The 19,427-nt window shown below is 45.3% G+C and carries 13 protein-coding genes; 10 read left to right on the forward strand and 3 right to left on the reverse strand.

Annotated elements, in window-relative coordinates; genetic code table 11:
- Positions 1 to 91 precede the first annotated feature (91 nt).
- Entirely contained in the window at positions 92 to 1,978 is a 1,887-nt protein-coding gene (locus B3N34_RS07305; RefSeq protein WP_286976312.1) for a polysaccharide biosynthesis protein, read from the forward strand.
- Positions 1,979 to 2,032: 54 nt separating this feature from the next.
- Here B3N34_RS07305 and B3N34_RS07310 read toward each other — a convergent pair whose 3' ends face one another.
- Genes B3N34_RS07310 through B3N34_RS07320 form a run of 3 tightly spaced genes read right to left on the reverse strand, consistent with a single transcriptional unit; the run spans position 2,033 to position 7,613 of the window.
- The gene (locus B3N34_RS07310) at positions 2,033 to 3,298 is read right to left on the reverse strand and encodes a GumC family protein (protein WP_286976315.1); all 1,266 of its coding nucleotides are present in this window, start codon (positions 3,296 to 3,298) and stop codon (positions 2,033 to 2,035) included.
- 24 nt (positions 3,299 to 3,322) lie between these two features.
- A complete protein-coding gene (locus tag B3N34_RS07315) occupies positions 3,323 to 5,584 on the reverse strand; it encodes an SLBB domain-containing protein (protein WP_286976317.1) in 2,262 nt (753 codons plus the stop codon).
- Positions 5,574 to 7,613 (reverse strand): YjbH domain-containing protein, encoded by a 2,040-nt coding sequence (locus B3N34_RS07320; RefSeq protein WP_286976320.1) that lies wholly within the window; start codon positions 7,611 to 7,613, stop codon positions 5,574 to 5,576. Before B3N34_RS07320 ends, B3N34_RS07315 begins: the two co-directional genes overlap by 11 nt.
- A gap of 262 nt (positions 7,614 to 7,875) precedes the next feature.
- Between B3N34_RS07320 and B3N34_RS07325 the strand changes: the two genes are divergently transcribed.
- From B3N34_RS07325 to hepT, 9 genes are all read left to right on the forward strand, one after another.
- Entirely contained in the window at positions 7,876 to 9,012 is a 1,137-nt protein-coding gene (locus B3N34_RS07325; RefSeq protein WP_286976322.1) for a glycosyltransferase family 4 protein, read from the forward strand.
- Between the two features lie 43 nt (positions 9,013 to 9,055).
- Positions 9,056 to 10,549, forward strand: a complete 1,494-nt coding sequence (murJ, locus tag B3N34_RS07330; RefSeq protein ID WP_286976324.1) for a murein biosynthesis integral membrane protein MurJ — start codon at positions 9,056 to 9,058, stop codon at positions 10,547 to 10,549.
- 499 nt (positions 10,550 to 11,048) lie between these two features.
- Positions 11,049 to 11,864 (forward strand): glycosyltransferase family 4 protein, encoded by an 816-nt coding sequence (locus B3N34_RS07335; protein WP_286976327.1) that lies wholly within the window; start codon positions 11,049 to 11,051, stop codon positions 11,862 to 11,864.
- 28 nt (positions 11,865 to 11,892) lie between these two features.
- On the forward strand, positions 11,893 to 12,927 hold the full coding sequence (gene gmd / locus B3N34_RS07340; RefSeq protein WP_286976329.1) for a GDP-mannose 4,6-dehydratase: 1,035 nt from the start codon (positions 11,893 to 11,895) through the stop codon (positions 12,925 to 12,927).
- Positions 12,928 to 12,929: 2 nt separating this feature from the next.
- Positions 12,930 to 14,045 (forward strand): glycosyltransferase family 4 protein, encoded by a 1,116-nt coding sequence (locus B3N34_RS07345; protein ID WP_286976331.1) that lies wholly within the window; start codon positions 12,930 to 12,932, stop codon positions 14,043 to 14,045.
- A 23-nt stretch (positions 14,046 to 14,068) separates the two neighbouring features.
- On the forward strand, positions 14,069 to 15,541 hold the full coding sequence (wbaP, locus tag B3N34_RS07350; protein WP_286976334.1) for an undecaprenyl-phosphate galactose phosphotransferase WbaP: 1,473 nt from the start codon (positions 14,069 to 14,071) through the stop codon (positions 15,539 to 15,541).
- Between the two features lie 21 nt (positions 15,542 to 15,562).
- Complete coding sequence (locus B3N34_RS07355) at positions 15,563 to 16,966, forward strand: mannose-1-phosphate guanylyltransferase/mannose-6-phosphate isomerase (protein ID WP_286976337.1); 1,404 nt, start codon at positions 15,563 to 15,565, stop codon at positions 16,964 to 16,966.
- Positions 16,967 to 16,971: 5 nt separating this feature from the next.
- Complete coding sequence (locus B3N34_RS07360) at positions 16,972 to 18,417, forward strand: phosphomannomutase/phosphoglucomutase (RefSeq protein ID WP_286976340.1); 1,446 nt, start codon at positions 16,972 to 16,974, stop codon at positions 18,415 to 18,417.
- A 65-nt stretch (positions 18,418 to 18,482) separates the two neighbouring features.
- A complete protein-coding gene (gene hepT, locus B3N34_RS07365; protein ID WP_286976342.1) occupies positions 18,483 to 19,376 on the forward strand; it encodes a type VII toxin-antitoxin system HepT family RNase toxin in 894 nt (297 codons plus the stop codon).
- Positions 19,377 to 19,427: the final 51 nt, after the last annotated feature.

Genomic DNA, 19,427 nt, shown 5'->3' on the forward strand with positions numbered 1-19,427 from the left:
AATGGTAATTTTTTGGTGATTCTATTAACGTGAGATTTTATTATTCAATCTTACGTTATTTTAATTAAGTACCATGCATTGGAGGTTCATTATGAAGGCCTTTCGGAAAAGTTGTGTTTTGAAGTTATCTATTGATTGGTTTCTCTCTTGTGTTTTATGTGTTTTGTTGGCTTTTTATTTGCGGTTGGAAGGCAGCGTATTCGCTTATGTGCAATTAATACTTCCTTACATATTCGTGTCTACTGCAGCTTTATTCGTTGCTGAATTTATCTGGCGACTTCCTCTGCGTTCTTGGCGAAGCACGGGAATCCCGGATTTGGTGACGTTATTGAAAGCCATGATATTTTTTGGTTTATCCGTTTCTGGGTTATGCTTCATAGGGGGCACGGCTTTTCGGGTGCCCCGCAGCATTCCCATTATACATGCCTTTCTATCGATGCTAGCCTTGGGCGGGTCGCGGATGCTTTTCAGGTGTTACTATGAACGTCACGGCTGTAAAATTTCAGGGCGATATAGCGATGCCAAAAATATCCTGATAGCCGGCGCAGGCGAGGCTGGAACCATGATTGCCCGCGAAATGCTTCGGCATTCGGAAGCAGGCTTGAGGCCTGTTGGTTTTTTGGATGACGACCCGACAAAGAAGGGCATCAAGATATTAAATCTTCCCGTGCTTGGCCCAATTGACTCCTTACCAGAGGAGGTAAAAAAGCACAACATAGAGGAGGTTTTAATCGCAATTCCTTCCGGTGATGGCCGCCTTGTACGACGAATTGTGGATTTGTCTCAAAAAGCAGGGGTTTCCTATAGAATTATACCGGGGATTTACCAAGTTCTTTCCGGAGCCGTCTCCATTTCGCAAATACGAAATGTAGATATCGAGGACTTGCTGGGGAGGGAACCGGTTAAGCTCGATATTGACGCCATATCGAAATATCTAAGGGACAAACGCATCCTTGTGACGGGGGCGGGAGGATCAATAGGATCTGAGATCGTCAGACAGGTTGCGCTTTTCGGCCCTGAATTTATGGTTCTTCTTGGAAGGGGCGAAAACAGCTTATTTGAGCTTGAACTTGAGATCAAAACTTCATTTCCGGGCTTGAAATATGAGCTTGTCATTGCCGACGTGCAAAATCGTCAAAAACTTGAGCGGGTCTTCAAGAAATTTCGACCTCAAGTAGTGTTTCACGCTGCAGCACATAAACACGTTCCCATGATGGAAGTTAATGTTGACCAGGCCATAATAAACAACGTAGGCGGCACCCGCAACGTAGCAGAACTGGCCCTTGAGTGGGGTGTGGAGCATTTTATTAATATATCCACAGATAAGGCCGTTAACCCCACGTCGATCATGGGAGCTTCAAAGCGCATTGCCGAAATGATAGTGCGAAGCATTGCATCGAAGGCTGCTCCTTGGCAATCTTTCGTGTCCGTTCGATTTGGAAACGTCTTGGGAAGTAGGGGCAGCGTAATTCCCATATTTAAGCGTCAGATAGCAGGAGGTGGGCCAGTAACCGTGACACACCCCGAGATGAAGCGCTACTTCATGACGATCCCAGAGGCCGCGCAGCTCGTTTTGGAAGCCGCGGCATTGCCCTATAACGGAAAAGTTTACGTCCTAGATATGGGTGAGCCGGTTATGATAAAAAACTTGGCGGAAGACCTCATTAAGCTATCTGGATTTACGCCCTATGAAGATATAGATATCATATACACCGGGCTAAGACCTGGCGAAAAACTTTTCGAGGAATTGCTTACCGCCGAGGAGGGTACCATACCGTCGCCCCATGAGAAGATCTTTATTGCGAATCAAAACGGCATCGACGAAAGTTTTTTTGAGAAGCTCAATTATTTACTCAAGGTAGCTCATGAAGGGGATGTTGAAGAGATTATAGCCACGATAAAATCGATCGTTCCCAATTTCAGGGTTGATAAAGAAAAAGTTGCTCCGGCAGATAGGATCACTATAAAGAATATCTAAAAATATACCTCCAGCCTCATTACAAACAAGGCTGGAGGTATATTAGGTTTAAAATTAAATCCTTCGGAGGTAAGACTTAAGCAGCGCCATCTTATCAGCGCTTTCTGGATTCTTTGAAGAGTTGTCTATGAATTCCTTGATCAAGGCGGCAAATATACCGACAAATAATCCAAGAAAACCGGCAACGATTAACATGAGCTTTCGTCTTGGCTTTATTTTAAGCTCAGGGGGTATGGCTGGATCTATCACCTGTAAAACCAAGCCTTCGCTTGCTTCGGCCATGACGGCGGCTTGGTATTGCTGCAGCAGCGTTTCGTATAAAGTCTCTTGAAATTTGAGGTCGCGTAAACGTCTTGCATATTCCATCCCTGCCTTAGGTATTTCTTCGAAAGCCGGGATGAAGTTTGGGTTATCTGTACCGGCCTTGGCCTCCAAGTTTTTAAGTTCTTTTTTAAGCCCAGCCAGCTCAGCTTGAAGGCGTTTAATTTCCGGGTTTTGAGCCGTGGCAAATGTCCTGGCAGCTTTTAGTTGGACTTCTTTTACGGCAATTTGGGCTTGGATGTTTGCGATGGAATCCATCAATGCCTGCATCTGAACGTCCACGTTCAGTAATCCTGATTGTGCTTGATATTTTTGAAACTCCTCTTCTGCCTGCATCAAGTTGTGATGGGCTTGCTTAAGTTGGTTTTCCAGGAAAAGACGTTGCTGAGATACTTGAGTTAACGCCAGGCCTTGAAGCAAGTCTTGAAGCTCATCGGCAATAGCGTTAGTTATATCTGCAGCCATGACTGGATCTTTATCCTCGACAGCAATCGTTATGAGACTTGTCTTCTCATCGACATTAGCGCTTATTGCTCCGGAGAGGGCAGAACGTGCAGCATCTCTTTTTTCAGCATGATAGTAATCCATTAGGTTAAATTTATCAATTATATTATCGACTAAGGTGCGACTTTTTGCAATGCCAGCAACCAAGTCAGCCGTTGTTTTTATGGCACCGGACTGAATGGCAAATGTTCGAAACTCCGGGGGAATCATCGTCAATATGCTAGAAGGAAGTTGCCCGGCAAGCGATTGTGGCGGCACAAGGTGAGTTTCCGCCCTATAAATAGGCGTCATTATAAATCCCAATATTAAAGCGACAAGACAGGCAACAAAGGCGATACCTATAATCAACCTTTTATGCTTGGCCAAAACTAATGCCAAATCGAGCAGATCGATTTCATCCTCCTCATAAGCGCTGGATGGGGGGACCTCAACAGGTCCGTATTCTCCCGGTTCAGACAATTGATCCTTTTTATTTTGATTGTATTCATCAACCAAAAATATTCACTCCTTTAAAGGAAACTAATCATCGAAGGCATCGATGGCCACGGCAGCACTAATAGCTGTCTTATAAACTATGTCTACTATATCGCTTGTCCTCCTGAGGTCCGAAGCAACCTGGATTTTTTCGGGCACTATTATAGTATCGCCTCGTTCGATATATGGTGGTTTCTTCAAGTGGCCTACTCGAACGGCACTGCCATCGGCTTTTAGTAAATATACCCTGCTTCTGTCAGCGTTTCTGCCGTATCCCCCGGCTTTTTCTATGTAGTCGTTATAGGTGGAGTAGGGCTCGAATATGAAGGAGGAGGGATTTAACACGTTCCCTGCCACGTTGATTGTCTGGGCCTCGCGTGGTATGTGGAGGCGGTCGCCTTCCTCAAGAAGGAGGTCGTAGGGAGTCTTTTTAAGTAAAGTTGGCGGATCTTCAAGCCTAATGACCACACGGCCCGTTGCTCTAGTCTGCCTTAACATGTCAAGCATTCTTCGCTTTTGCTGGGTTTCCATTTCTACAAGCTTTGCATCCTCGGAAGTCAAAGAAGAAGCAGTGCCTGCGGCGCTTGCCGTGTAAAGTTCACGCTCCAGGCGCTGGACCATCTCGTCGATGCTTCGCCGTTGAGACTCGCGCACCGATTCCCTCGTAAATATGGCTCCCGGCAAGAAAGCTCGATCCGTATATCCTCCGGCACGTTCGATTAGGTCGGACAAAGTCTCACCTTTTTTGATTGTGTAAACTCCAGGGTATTTAACCTCACCTGAAATCGTGACGGTTGCGTACAAATCCCATTCCGGTACTGCCCTTACGAATATATAATCGTTCATCTCGAGAGGAATGTCGTTTTTAGGATCGCCTTTCATCGCTTTTTCCAGGTTTACCAGCAGGTGTTGAGTTACGGGACCCTGTTGTGTCACGGTCACCCTCGTTATTTCGGCCTGATTTGAGGCCATGTAGCTAAGCCCGCCGGCTCTGTTTATAACTTCAGAAAGCTTTGTTATGCCCGGTTCTATGGCGTACTCGCCTGGTGTTGCTACCGGTCCCGTTATGCGAACCGTACTTGTGCTCCGAGCGACGGGAAAAAGCCTAACGATATCGCCGTCCTGCACGGCAAATCTCTGCATGAAATCTTTGCCAAGGGTATCTAGATCCCCTTCCACCAAAGTTAAATAACGCCTGTCTTCTACGCGCATGATTTGAACCCGACCCTTGAAGGACTGCCCTGTAAGGCCACCTGCCATATCTATGAGGTCACCGAGCCTAACTCTTTCTTTTAGTTCATATAATCCTGGCCTTTTTACGTTTCCAACAATACCAACTAATTGCCCAACCTCGCCAATAAAAATCACGTCGCCAGGCATCAGGCGTATATCGTTTGATGTGTCTCCTTTAAGGAGCATGTCATACATATCGAAATTAGTAACAACTTTGCCGTTTCTTCTGACCTGTATGTTGCGCATGGAGCCGGTTTGGCTCGGACCGCCAGAGGCGACAAGTGCATTTACCAGCGTAGCAAGGGAGGATACCGTATAGGCTCCAGGCCTTCTGGCGTTGCCCACTACATACACTAATATCGTGCGAAGACGACCCATGGTGACGTTTAGATCGAAGTTCGTATAGTAGCGGGAGTATTCTTTTTTGATCGCTTGTTGTAACTGAGAAAAGGTCATTCCAGCAGCACCAATTACGCCCGCACCGGGAAGGCTTAAGTTGCCGTCGCGATCCACCGTTACGCTCCACTGATCTTCTATCATACCCCATATGGAGATGCGAATTTCGTCACCCGGTCCGACTACGTAATCCGGCCCCACGGGCACCGCCATCACGGGCGCATACGTCGAAGGGGCTTGCCTGAAAAAGTCGAAGCCAAAGCGGGGTAGCATTCGCATTACCTGTGATGCAGGTGTGTTAAGAAAAAGCTGATCCAACTGAGCATCTGAAAGCGCGCTGAAAGCCTCAGGTGTCATTTGTTCTCCCACTTCAACAGGAGCCTGCGTAGGCGCTTCAGCTGGGGTTTCTTCCTGAGGAGCCGAGATCTGGCCAGGCTGGGCCGCTGGAGCTTCCTGGGCGGGTGCAGCGTTCTGCAGGATGTTTTGAATGTTTTGCAGGTTAGATGGCAATCCGGGAGATCCTTGCGCAGGCGCACTGCCAGGTGCTTGGATAGATCCCCCCGGTGCGCTTACGGAACCTTCTTGGGCCTGTGCCTCGAAGGTCAGCGGCGAAAGAAACATAAGTGTAATAAAAACTAAAGACCAGATAAATGCAAACTTCCACATCCTACGGTACATACGTATTTCCTCCCTCTTGCATCGAGTATTTCATCTCTTTGGCCATGCTTTGGCCTTGCTCTAGTCGTTCGTATAAATTTTTGATCAATTTGTCGGGATTCAACTGTCCCCACATTAAATCGGGATCTTTCCAATGCCATGGCACTCTGCCGGTATAGTAAGGCCAGCCGCCTGTCATTATTATATCCTGATTCCATATATAATTCGTGTCGGATCCAAAAAATATGTTTGTTGGTATTTCTAGTTCAACTCCGACGAAAGAATAATCCTTGCCTGCTCTCAATGTGTCGGCTCGTGTTACGTAAAAACCAATTCCAACATCGTCCCAATGTCTCATCATCGACAATTTAAAGCCTGTATCGTCATCGTCGACAAACTTTCCCACTTCGGCCATAAGATCCAAATCGTAGCGAGGTTCGTGATATCCAACCTGAAACAAAGCAGCTCCCATCCAGCCATCGTTTTCCAAGTCGATGTTCTCACATCCGTCATGATACAGACAGATAGGGTCATCTGCAAAGGATGCAAAGTCCTCGGGGTCTCGTTCGTGGACTAATCCAAGCCTTATCCCTGTGAAATAACGACCATTATCGAAATAAGTCCGCCTCCAATAATTTCCGCCAAACCAAAGGGCGTCAAGCCATCCGGCTTCGTAAAGCTCGAAAGTGTTCTTATCAATACGCTCCATGTTGCTAAACACTGCCTGCCATATTCTTGTCTTTTCGTTGGTCCATGGTTCATACGCGAAGTCTTCTTCCTTGCCATGTCTTTTTACGGGGATGCGAACGTCAAAGACACCTCCCTGGCCATGGGTGGAGTTCCATTCATAAGCTACGTCGACGCTCCAGCGAGCATCGTAATCTTCGTAGTCTGACCGTAAAATCCTGGGTTCGTATGCAACGTAAGCTTTGTAGGTATGTTCGTCTTTGTCCTGGGCAGTCGGGTCAGAGGTGTAATTCCAAGTTTCGTCATTGTCTTCTTTCGAGGACGGGTTTGCCCAGTAAGCCAATGCCTCTTGAGAATATTCCTTTCTAAGCGCGTTTAACCTCAAGAGCGCGCAGTGTTCACCTGGAATTTCGACGTTGGTCACGGGTTTTCCCCGAACGCAGGCTCTTAGCACCAAAGTATTGGTATCCCAGGGTATCATGTGTGAGGCCAGATACAAGACCCTAGCCATGGCTTCGGCCTCCGAGCTGTATCCAACATTTTCATAGCTTATTAATAAATTTTTATTTGCTTTGTCGGCTTTTATCTCTACATTCCTAACGCCTAAACGGTTTGGAATGACCACGGAAAGCTCGCTTACGAGATCTAGTGTATCGACTTCTGTCCATGATTTTAGATTATCTAAAGGAGCATCTCGATAGGGTCGTTTCTTATTGCCGAAGATCGGGCGGTCATGCAAATCAAAGGGACGATAAATAGCAATGCACAATTCGTCACCCCTTTGATAGCTCACGCTTACATCGGCCCAAGAGGTTTTAATGATGGCTCCGTAGTTGTAATCGGCTTCGACTTCTGTTATGGGGCGTTTCCCGCTAAATATGTCGTCGCTGTAGTCCATAGATCCGTATTCGCCCTTAAGTTCGAGCCAATCGAAGGGCTGCCACGATATCCCCCCAAAGACGCCTCCCATGCGATCGGAGGCCCAACCCCCCGTAAGTGCAAATTGGCCTACTCTGTAAGTACCAACTACGTAATATGACCTGAAGTGCTCTGTCGTGCTAATGTCCATGATGCCCGCTGCTATGGCCGGCCTGATGCCTTCCTGAGGCAAAAGAAGGTATTTGACGTCAAACTCATGGTCCTTATAGCTGCCAAAACGAGGATACTTTTCCAAGTTCAGGGGGACATTACTGACGTGAGTGATTCGAAAGTTGAGCTCAACGTTCGGAAGGTAACCCAATGCGAGGTAATATGTGATGTAAGGGTTTGCATCGGTGTAGCCGAACCTTCCTTGCCCGTCATCCAAGATTTCGGCGGTCGGGTACTCCCAAAGGCCCGTAATGCCTCCATTGGACGGAGACATAGCGTAAATTTGTTGTTGAAAAAAAAGTTGAACTAGGATAAAAAAGGTAATGGCAGTCCCAAAAAAACCTTTAATATTTTTTCACCCCAATTTAGTAATAAGAACAGTTGAGAATTAAAGCGTGTCGTGTCTTTTACGTTGTATTGGTGTATAAGACTGCCAAATATATTATATTTATTAGTGTTCGAGGTCAAGTTACACATGACGCTAAATTGAAGATTGGTGAGGTGTTGTCGTGAAGATCGCCTTCGATTGCTCTCCGTTGCTAAAGCAAAAAACAGGCATTGGATGGTATTGTTATCATTTGTTGGAAGAGTTTATTAATATCCCAGAAGATGAGTTTTCATTGTTTTCTTTTAGTCTAAAATCTAGGAAACCCGATCTACCGCTTGGGTGGAAAGAAAGGCCAAAAACGCATTATAAATTTTATGCTCCTTTGCCTAGGGTTTCTCTCTTACTCTTATCTAAGTGCTTTGGTGAGAAAGTTTCTAGACCACTGATGGCCGCGATAGATGTGGCTCATTTTACCAACTTTACAGCCTTTCCAATTAGAGGAGCCAAAACAGTTTTGACCGTTCACGATCTAGCCTTTCTTCGATTCCCAAGAACAATAGAACTCAAAAGCTATATCACATTAAAAGCTTATCTGCAATTTTCTTTGGATATTGCAGACCGGGTTATCGTTCCGTCATTTAGCACTAAAAAAGATATTGTTGATTTTTATAAGTATCCTGAAGAAAAAATAGTAGTTATACCCCACGGTGTGAATCATGATATTTATAGGCCTATAACAGATATACGTTCGTTAAATGCTTTCAAGCAAAAACATTCATTAGGACGATATATCTTATTCTTGGGAACGTTGGAGCCGAGAAAAAACGCGGCTAGATTGCTCGATGCTTACTCGATCTTGTGTATAAAGATGGGAGTGGAACAGGCACCGGATTTGATCTTTGGGGGAGGAAGGGGATGGAAAAATAAAGCCTTTGAAGTGAAATATCAAAATCTCGACAAACCCATAAGAAACAAGATCCGCTTTCTGGGATATTTGCCTCAAGAAGAATTACCCTTCTTGTATTCGGGAGCTGACGTTTTTGCCTTTCCTTCTCTATGGGAGGGATTCGGTTTGCCTCCCCTTGAGGCTATGGCCTGTGGCACACCTGTTGTGACTTCCAACATTTCTTCTTTACCTGAGGTCGTAGGAGATGCTGCTATTTTAGTAGACCCAAACTCTGCTGAGGAAATTGCTGATGCTATATACCAAGTATTAATTGATGAACATTTGGCATTAAGTTTGAGATCCGCGGGTTTTACACAAGCAACAAAGTTTACGTGGAGTAATACAGCTCTGCAAACTTATAAAGTGTACGAAAGCACGGTAAAGGGTTCATATGTTTGATTTGATTAAAACCCCTGTCCCGTCGCTATAGGAGGTCGCGTTTTTGTTTAGGGCATTTTTAGTGCTTTCTTCTGGTAGTGTGATTGGTAAATTCATTGGTTTTTTAAGAGAAATTCTAATGGCAGCACTTTTTGGCACGGGAACTTATGTGGCAGCCTATCGCGTTGCACAAACCGCTATGCTCATGCCGATAGAATTTTTTTTGACGAATAGCTTGGAAGCCGGTTTTATCCCGCTATATGTCAGGTATGCTAAAGAAGATCCAAAAGAGGCTAGGGCTTTTTTAACCGTTACAGTGATGCTCTTTCTGTTGCTTGCAGGGATCATTTTTTTGTTTCTTTACTTGGGATCTTCTTGGTGGGTTAAGATACTGGCTCCAGGTATGGATGATACAAGCAAAGCCCTAACGGCTTCCATGCTTCACGTCATGGCATTGGCTGTTCCTTTATATATACTGGGAATGCTTATGGCCTATCTGGAAATGGCCCATGGTAGGTATTTGACTGCTTCTTTACGTTCTACCATACAAAGCGTTGGATTAATTTCTGGTTCACTACTTGCGATTTACTTTAAAAATCCCTTATTTTTAGCCTGGGGGTTTGTTTTTGCATACTTATTTTATTTACTGTGGCTTTTATCTAGTTTATATAATCTTGGTTTGTTGCATTTTAAAGCAACCTTGTCACGACACTTGGCAATAGAAACTTTTAGGGCCTTTTGGAACAGTGTGCGACCTGTCCTTCTTGTTCCCCTTTTGATTCAAGGGAATATAGCAATTGAAAGGATCGTTGCATCCTTAATTGGGAGTACGGCTATTGCTGCCGTTGATTACGCAAAATTTGTCACGGAAAGCGGTGTGATCTTAATCGCAGCGCCGTTGGGCATGGTTGGGCTATCTACTATGAGTGGTCTGGATTCAAACTTAGTGCGTCAAAAGGTCGGTCAAATAGCTAATGTTGTTTTGATTTTTATGATTCCAGTTTCTATATTTGTAGCTTGCAACAATATCGACATAATTCGTATAATATACGCTAGAGGAGCATTTGATCAAGAATCAGTGGAAGTAACTTCAAAGATATTGCTAGGCTTTTCGATAGGCATGTGGGCTCAAGTGTTATCGTATTATTTTATAAGAGTGTTGAATTCGCAGTTGCGAAACACAGAAGTTTTGATGTATATGATAATCTCGACATTAATAGATATTGGAATTAAGCTGATATTATATAAAAACTCTGGTCCTATGATTTTGGGATTGAGCCATAGTGTAAATTCTATAGTTTTATGGTTATTTATAACATATGCTTTAAACTTATATAAAGAGTTAAAGGATACTTTTTTATCACTAGCGGTAGGTTCTCTATTTTACATTGTAGCATATATATTCATTAGTCAAAAGCTTATTGGACTTTCGCATATTGTTCATTTTATTTCTATAGCTAGTATATCTTGCTTATATTGGATATTTTATGTATTATTACAACCGCGTTTAAGAAAATATGTCTATTTGCTAATTGGAAGTTTACAAGATTTATTTTGATATATTGTATTTGTTATGTGGTCGAAATAATAGGTGTTACATCATTCATTATGCTAATATATAGCGTTATCAGAAGAATAATAAAGATACATTGTGATAAGTATAGTAATATATGTAATTATATCTATTGGTCTCTCTTGACTTTGTTAATAGCTCATTGTATCTCAATCCCTGACATTAGTTTTCCTCCCTTGTTGACATCTATAATTACTTATGTAACAGTCGACAAATGCTGTTATCATAACACAATAAATAAAATTTTGAGGTGATGACTTTTTTGAATAAGATTTGTATAAATACTCGAGTACTTTCCTCATCTTTGTCGGGGGTTCAAAGATATACTCTAGAATTACTGGATAGACTGCAAAGCGAATTACAACCTATTGCCCCTAAGAAACCTTTGCACGGAATTGCTGGCCATATTTGGGAACAGTTTGTCTTACCTACAAGATTAAAGGGGAATTTGCTTTTTAGTCCATCCAATACAGGACCACTAGTGGTGGAGAGACAAGTTGTAACAATTCACGATATTACACCATTAGATCACCCCGAGTGGCTGAATCCTAAGTTTGCAAGATGTTATCAATTTTTGATCCCTCGTTTGGCCAACAAAGTGCGACGAATTATTGCGGATTCCAATTTTACAAAAAGGAGGATTTGTGAAGTTACATCAGTAAGGCCTGATAAAGTCGTTGTTGTTTATATTGGTGTTAACAGTCGTTTTAGACCAAAATCTGATGAAGTAATATCTCAAACCAAAGATATCCTTGGCATTTCAGATATTAAATATGTGCTTACAGTGGCAACCATTGAGCCCAGAAAAAACCTACAAAGATTGCTCGAGGCATGGGATACTTTATGCCTTAAGTTGCCTGACATTTGGCTAATAGTTGCTGGAGCAAAAGGGACGGATTTGGTTTTTCGAGATACATCTCTTAGAAGGTTGCCTCCTAGGGTTTGCATGCTTGGACATATACCTGATGAACATCTTCCTGCTTTATATTCCGGGGCTCTGGCATCAATATACGTATCTTTGTATGAAGGCTTTGGCCTTCCCCCTCTTGAGGCAATGGCCTGTGGTACGCCGGTGCTGACATCTAACGTGACATCTCTTCCGGAGGTGGTTGGTGATGCTGCACTTATGGTGGATCCCTATGATGTAGAAGCCATAGCTGAAGGCATTAAGCGCCTTATAGGGGATGACGATTTACGAAAAGAGCTGTCGCAAAAGGGCCTTGCTCGTGCTAAGCTATTTAGTTGGGATAGAACTGCTGAACTCGTATGGAGCATACTCAAAGAGGCGGCTAGTTTATAATGAATTCCATGTGAAGGGAAGATGGACATTGGCTAAAATTGCATTGGTCACCGGTATAACAGGGCAGGATGGAGCATATCTTGCAAAGCTTTTACTTGAAAAAGGATACAAAGTTTTTGGCGCTCATCGGCGTACGGCATCGCTTAATCTGTGGAGATTGGAAGAGTTGGGTGTAGCTGGAGAAGTGGATCTCGTGCCCATAGACCTTTTGGAATATAGCAATATTCAGCGTACATTGGAAAAAGTTGGTACTGATGAAGTTTACAATTTAGCAGCCCAAAGCTTCGTGGCTCTCTCTTTTGAGCAACCGATTTATACTGGAGAGGTTGACGGTTTAGGAGTGGCACGTCTGCTTGAGGCTATTCGCACTGTAAACCCAGATGTACGCTTTTACCAAGCATCCACTTCAGAAATGTTTGGAAAGGTTCAAACTGTCCCGCAGAACGAAAATACGCCTTTTTACCCTAGGAGTCCATACGGAGCGGCTAAACTGTACGCCCACTGGGTCACCGTAAATTATAGAGAGGCTTATAGTATGCATAATTCTTGTGGTATCTTATTTAACCATGAATCGCCTCTAAGGGGTCTTGAATTCGTTACGCGTAAGATAACAGGAGGCCTGGCACAAATTAGACATGGTAGAAAGGACCACATAGAATTGGGCAATCTTGACGCTATGCGGGACTGGGGATTCGCAGGTGACTACGTTGAAGGCATGTGGATGATGCTTCAACAGCCTAAGGGCGATGATTACGTGCTATCTACTGGCGAGACGCATTCCGTAAAGGAGTTTGTGGAAACGGCAGCAAGCGTCGCGGGATTCGACATCATTTGGGAAGGCGCTGGGGAAAATGCTAAAGGAGTAGATTCCAAAACCGGGGAGGTTCTGGTAAGGGTTAACCCAAAGTTTTACAGGCCTTCTGATGTAGAGCTGTTATTGGGTGACCCAGCAAAAGCACGCAATCAGCTGGGTTGGAAGCCTAAGGTGACGTTTATCCAGTTGGTTGAGATGATGATGGAGGCAGACCTTCGTCGTGCAGCTTCCGGGAGATTGATGTTTTAGCCATGAAGATCGCCATTGTTCATGATTGGCTTGTCACGTATGCAGGAGCAGAACGGGTGCTAGAAGAGATCATAAATTGCTTCCCCGAGGCGGATCTTTTCACCATTGTGGACTTTGTTCCACAGAATGAACGAGGCTTTTTAAAGGATAAGCCTGTGAAGACGTCTTTTATACAAAAGCTTCCCTTTGCCAAAAAGAAATACAGGGCTTACCTTCCCTTTATGCCTTTGGCGGTGGAGCAGTTTGATCTTTCAGGCTACGATATAGTCATCTCAAGCTCACACGCCGTGGCAAAGGGCGTCATAACCGGGCCCGATCAGCTTCATATAAGTTATGTCTACTCTCCAATGCGGTATGCCTGGGATCTTCAGCATCAGTATTTAAAAGAGACAGGTCTTGATCGCGGCTTGAAGGGTTGGCTTGCAAAAAGAGAGCTTCATAAGCTTCGGATGTGGGATTTGAGGACTGCCAATGGAGTCGATCATTTTCTCGCCGATTCCCGCTTCATCGCTAGAAGGATTTGGAAGGTATACCGCAGGGAAGCGACGGTAATATATCCTCCTGTCGATGTAGATTCCTTCACGCTCTGCGAACAAAAAGAGGACTTTTTCCTAACCGCTTCTCGCATGGTTCCCTACAAGAGGGTTGACCTGATAGCTGAAGCATTTTCTCTCATGCCCGATAAACGCCTTTACATTATAGGTGACGGCCCAGATTTCGATAAGGTAAAATCTAAAGCAGGGGCAAACGTCGAACTTTTGGGATATCAACCCTTGGAGGTGCTTAGAGATTACATGCAGCGAGCCAAAGCCTTTGTCTTTGCAGCCGAGGAGGACTTTGGCATCGTGCCTGTAGAAGCACAAGCCTGCGGCACACCCGTTATAGCTTACGGCAAAGGCGGTGCGCTTGAGACTGTAACCGAAGGCGAGACAGGCCTATTTTTTGACGCTCAAACCACACCAAGCATCATCGAAGCGATAAAGAGGTTTGAAGATATGAAGGATAGCTTTATTCCTGCAAAGATACGAGAAAAGTCCCTGCGTTTTTCAAAGGATCGCTTTAAAAGAGAGTTTATGAGCTTTGTTAACGATGCCTGGAAGAAGTTTAAGTCCCAATGATTATGAGAAAGGGGGCTGTGAAGTTGCAAGATGTCGATATCGAAGTAATAGCTGATTATAAAATAAGCGACAAAACGTCTTTAGCTGAATCCTGGATCATGTCCGGGTTTTATTGCTTAAGCGACCTTGCGGCGATTTTTTTTGCAGTGTTGCTCGCGTATTTTTTGAGAAAATGGACCCCTGAATTCATACTTCCGCCCAGCGTGCTTATGCCTAGAGCTTATATCGAGCTGTGGCCGGCAATTTTTTTGTTTGCACTGGCATATCTAGTCTCAGGGCTTTATCCCGGCGTTGGTATTACGGCCGTCGAGGAGCTGCGCCGGACATGTATCGCGACATCTATGGTTTTTACCATACTTTCCGTTTGGATATTTCTTTCGCGTGTAGGTTTTGTATATTCCCGTGCCATATTTTTCATCGCTTGGGTTCTGGCCCTTTTATTTGTGCCCTTAGCGCGAGCAGCTGTTCGACATCTTTTTGGCGATAAAAGCTGGTGGGGAGTTTCTGCTGTCGTTATGGGTGCCGCCAAGACAGGAGCTGAAATCGTTAAGATATTAAAAAATACGAAAGCACTGGGTATAAAGCCCATGGCAATCTTAGATGATGATGCCGAAAAACACGGCAAATCTATTGAAGGCGTGACAGTGATGGGAAGCTTAGAGCTTGCCCCCCATCTTGCCAAACAGTGCAATATAAGTTGGGCGATAATGGCCATGCCGGGTTTAGACAGGGAAAGGTTGCTTCAAATTTGGGAAGAAAGCGCCTCGTATTTTCACCATGTCATCTACATCCCCGACCTTTTTGGCTTTGCAAGCCTTGGCGTCTTGCCGAGGGACTTTGGAGGCATATTGGGCTTAGAGGTGCGCCAGCAGCTTTTGCGATTAGGCCCAAAAATTGCCAAGGCCATTATGGATGCGATCATAGCGGCAGTTGCCCTTGTGGTTTCGGCACTTCTTATACCTTTTATAGCACTGTTTATAAAGCTCGATTCAAAGGGCCCCGTATTTTACAGGCAAACGAGATACGGCAAGGGCGGCAAGCCCTTCAAAGCATGGAAGTTCAGGACCATGGTCGAAAATGCCGATGTCGTTTTAAAAGAATATTTAGCAAGGCATCCGGAGCTTAAGGAAGAATGGGACAGATACCAAAAATTGCGAGACGACCCACGAGTGACCCGTGTCGGCAAGTTCTTAAGAAAGACAAGCCTTGACGAACTGCCTCAGATCTTTAACGTCATCAAAGGAGAGATGAGCGTAGTAGGCCCAAGGCCAATCTTTCAAAATCAGATAGAAAAATACGGAAAATACTATTCCCTTTATACTAAAGTTAAACCTGGAATAACTGGATTGTGGCAAGTGTCGGGACGCAACGATGTCTCTTTTGAAGAGCGCGTCGCATTGGACGCGTATTACGTCCGCAACTGGTCCGTGTGGCTTGATCTTTACATCCTTGCCCGCACCGTTCCGGTGGCCGTTTTTGGCAAGGGCGCCTACTAGCTTTGGAGGTGGTCACAAAAAATGAATAATCTTTATATATTGATCCTCGCCGGCGGAAGCGGCACCCGCCTGTGGCCCTGGTCGCGGGAGGAGCTGCCCAAGCAGTTTTTGCCCCTGGCAGGCGAAGAAAGCCTGTTTCAGCAAACGGTAAGAAGGATGACAAAGATAGCGCAGCCTTCCAACCTTTATATCGTCGCTTCTGACCAGTGCAGCGCACTTTTACGCCATCAGATGAAGACGGTCGTAAAGTTCGACCACGATCCCATAATACGAGAACCAATGGCCAAAAATACCTGTCCTGCCATTGCCCTTGGGCTGGCATATTTGCTAAAAAGTGGCGCAGACCCTGAAGACCTGATCTTCGTATCTCCGAGCGACCACATAGTAAAAGACGACGAGGCCTTTAAAGAGGCAATAAATTTAGGACGCCAGGCAGCCAGCGAGGGTCATATAGTTGTATTTGGCGTTAAGCCCACCAGGGCCGATACGGGCTTTGGCTACATAGAGATAGACGAAGAAAGGTCCAAGGGGCTACCTTATAAGATCGTTTCAAGGTTCGTCGAAAAGCCCGACGAGGAAAAAGCTAAAACATACCTTGAAAGAGGAAACTACCTCTGGAACGGTGGTTTTTTTCTGTTTAAGGCAAAAAGGATGATAGAAGCCTTAAAAAACGACATCCCCCAAATAGGCGAGCCTGCCTCTGAAGGTTACGAGGGCTTAATTTCAAGCTTTGAAGACCTGCCTTCAATTTCCATAGACTACGCCGTCATGGAAAAGGAAAAAGACGTTGCAGTAGTGCCCTTAGATTGTGGCTGGTCTGATATTGGCTCCTGGGACGCCTTGTATGAGACCATGGAAAAAGATGAAGGCGGAAACGTCAAAAAAGGAGACGTTCACGCCATAGGCGGCAAAAACAACTTGATATACGCAAACGGCCGACTGGTCGTAGGCCTTAACGTAAATGACTTGATCATAGCGGATACTCCGGATGCCTTGCTCGTCGCAAAAAGAGGCTCTTCTCAGGCCGTCCGGGACGTCGTAAATTACCTGAAAGACCAGGGCCGCCGCGAGGCCACCGAGGCACCAATAAACGCCCGGCCCTGGGGGACGTATCAGATATTGCACCAGGGAGACAGGTTTAAGATAAAACACATCGTCATAAATCCGGGCTCCAGGCTCAGCCTGCAGTATCACCATCACAGGACCGAGCACTGGGTAGTGGTGCGAGGCACAGCCCTAGCTGTCGTCGACGGCAGAGAAATTTACGTACACGAAGGAGAAAGTACCTTTATACCCAAAAGCACACCCCATCGCCTGGTAAACCCCGGCAAGATCCCACTTGAAATAATCGAGGTCCAAAATGGCGAATACGTCGGTGAGGACGACATAATTAGGATAGAAGACGACTACAAAAGGACGGAGTGACGCTGATGGCTAAAGACCTATCCCAAGTGCTATCTGCAGTAATAAGGGAATACGACATCAGGGGGATTGTAGGCGAGGAGCTAACCCCAAAGCTTTCTTACTACCTCGGCAGGGCCTACGCGGATTACGCAAGATTAAAATGTCACCATATTGACGACGAAACCACTGTGGCCGTGGGGCACGACTGCCGCATGGCCTCATTTAGCCTGGCAAAAGCTTTATGCCATGGCCTTTCGGACGGAGGGCTTCATCCTTTGTACTTGGGCATGGTGACCACCCCTATCGTATATTACGCAACTTGTGCCTTAGATGTGGCTGGCGGTATAGCCGTGACGGGAAGCCATAACCCGCCGGAATACGACGGCTTTAAGATATGCCTGGGAAGCGACACCCTTTATGGCGAGGAACTTAAAAAACTTGGCGAGCTTGCCCTGCGATACGAAAAGGCCGCTCCGGGACTGGTGCCTGAAATATCAGAAGAAGATATCGTAACGTCATATAAAAAGGAACTTCTGTCGCGTACAGATGGGAAGGTAATAGCACGGTCGACGCCAAAGGTCGTCATCGACGGAGGAAACGGCACAGCCGGGCCTATCGCGAAAGATGTGCTCGAATCGCTGGGCTGCGAAGTCCTTGGATTGTATATAGAGCCTGATGGCAGCTTTCCCAACCATCACCCTGATCCCACAGTCGAAGATACCTTGAAGGACCTAAAGAATGAAGTCGTAAGCAGGAAGGCAGATTTCGGCATTGCCTTCGACGGCGACGGCGACAGGATAGGCGTAGTCGACGAAAAGGGCAACGTTGTTCGAGGTGATAAATTGCTTTACCTTTACGCAAAAAAGATACTCGAGCAAAACCCGGGCGCCGTCATCATAGGAGAGGTCAAATGCTCCAAGGCAGTGTTTGAGGCCATAGAAAGGGCCGGAGGGAAACCTTTGATGTGGAAGACGGGCCATTCCCTCATAAAGGCGAAGATGAAAGAAAGCGGTGTGCTCCTTGCCGGGGAGATGAGCGGACACATGTTCTTTGCAGACCGTTACTTCGGCTATGATGACGCCATATACGCCGCCTGTAGGCTCGTCGGATGCTTTGCCTATGCAAAGCTTGGCGACCCAAGCGTCACCTTTTCGAGATTATTTACGGATCTTCCTGCGACCTTTGCGACCCCCGAAATTCGTATAGCCTGTCCTGACGACGAAAAGGAAGGCGTAGTTAGCCAAGTTCAAGAGGCCATATCCGCCTGGCCCGACGTGCAGGAGGTCATAACCATCGACGGCGTTCGAGCTCACTTGAAAGATGGTTGGGTCTTGGTGCGCGCCTCAAACACGCAGCCCGTGTTGGTAGTGCGCTGTGAATCCTACATTTCCAGTGAGCATTGCGATATGCTAAAATACAAGTCGTTAAACCAGATAGGACAAATTATCAAACCTCGAGGGTCAGATCTTTAATCTTGAATTTTAAGCACCATCACGAAGGTTGCTCGGCGATCATAATTTAAAAAGGAGTTAAACAAATGCGCTTGAGCGAAAGGCCGCTTGATTTTGATTTCATATTAAAACAGCTTCAAAGGGCTCCGGAGGCGCTAATGCCCTACAGGAAAGAGGTTGCAGCCCTGCTTTTGTTCGGCTCTGCGAGTCGAGATGAGGTCACGCCTTTGAGCGATATCGACTTGGCAGTTTTGTACCGTGAAGGTTTAAGCGAATGGGAAATGTTTAAGATTCATTCAAATCTTTACCTCGATCTCTCTCGGCTGATACACACGGATGACTTTGACTTAATAAATCTAAGTGTTGCACCGTTAACCCTGCAATTTAGCGCAATAGAAGATAAAGTTATCCTGGTCCTTTACGATCCTCAAGCCTTGGTCGATTTCCAGGCTAAGGTTTTGGGCGCTTACCTAGACTTTTATCCGATTCTGCGGGAGTATTACAAGAGACTCATAGGTGCTTCGGAGGAGCCTTCAATGGATATTAAATTAATGAACCAAATTGAATTGTTACAGGAATACATAAGTCGCCTTGAAAGGATTCGACAAAAGCCTATAGAAGAATATCTAAAAGATGAAACTTTGCAGGCAGCGACGGAACGTTACTTGCAAATCGCAATCGAGACGTGTATAAACATAGGCAATCGTTTGCTTTCGTTGCATCAGTTTAAGGGCAATTTTAAGGCGCCAAAGACCTATGCGGATATCTTCAAAACACTTGCCTCGCTAAACGTCATCCCTAAAGATTTTGCCGATAAACTGGCTCGTATGTGCGCAATGCGCAACATCCTCGTCCATGTATATTGGGACGTTGATAGCAAGCTAGTTTACCGCACAATCCACTATGAATTGGACGATTTCGGCAAATTTCTTTCGTATGTAATGGCCTTTCTCAATAAGTTGGAGGAACAGAAAGGCTAATCCTTTCGATTGCGGGGCCTACCGTTCATTTAGTGNNAGTGGTTTTATAAT

It is taken from the genome of Acetomicrobium sp. UBA5826 (assembly GCF_002433005.1).
GTDB lineage: Bacteria > Synergistota > Synergistia > Synergistales > Acetomicrobiaceae > Acetomicrobium.

Excerpts from the sequence above, each read along its gene's own strand:
- B3N34_RS07305 (WP_286976312.1), top strand. The coding sequence starts at position 92 with ATGAAGGCCTTTCGGAAAAGTTGTGTTTTGAAGTTATCTATTGATTGG.
- B3N34_RS07315 (WP_286976317.1), bottom strand. The coding sequence starts at position 5,584 with ATGTACCGTAGGATGTGGAAGTTTGCATTTATCTGGTCTTTAGTTTTT.
- B3N34_RS07320 (WP_286976320.1), bottom strand. The coding sequence starts at position 7,613 with ATGTCTCCGTCCAATGGAGGCATTACGGGCCTTTGGGAGTACCCGACC.
- B3N34_RS07345 (WP_286976331.1), top strand. The coding sequence starts at position 12,930 with ATGAAGATCGCCATTGTTCATGATTGGCTTGTCACGTATGCAGGAGCA.
- B3N34_RS07355 (WP_286976337.1), top strand. The coding sequence starts at position 15,563 with ATGAATAATCTTTATATATTGATCCTCGCCGGCGGAAGCGGCACCCGC.
- B3N34_RS07360 (WP_286976340.1), top strand. The coding sequence starts at position 16,972 with ATGGCTAAAGACCTATCCCAAGTGCTATCTGCAGTAATAAGGGAATAC.
- hepT (WP_286976342.1), top strand. The coding sequence starts at position 18,483 with ATGCGCTTGAGCGAAAGGCCGCTTGATTTTGATTTCATATTAAAACAG.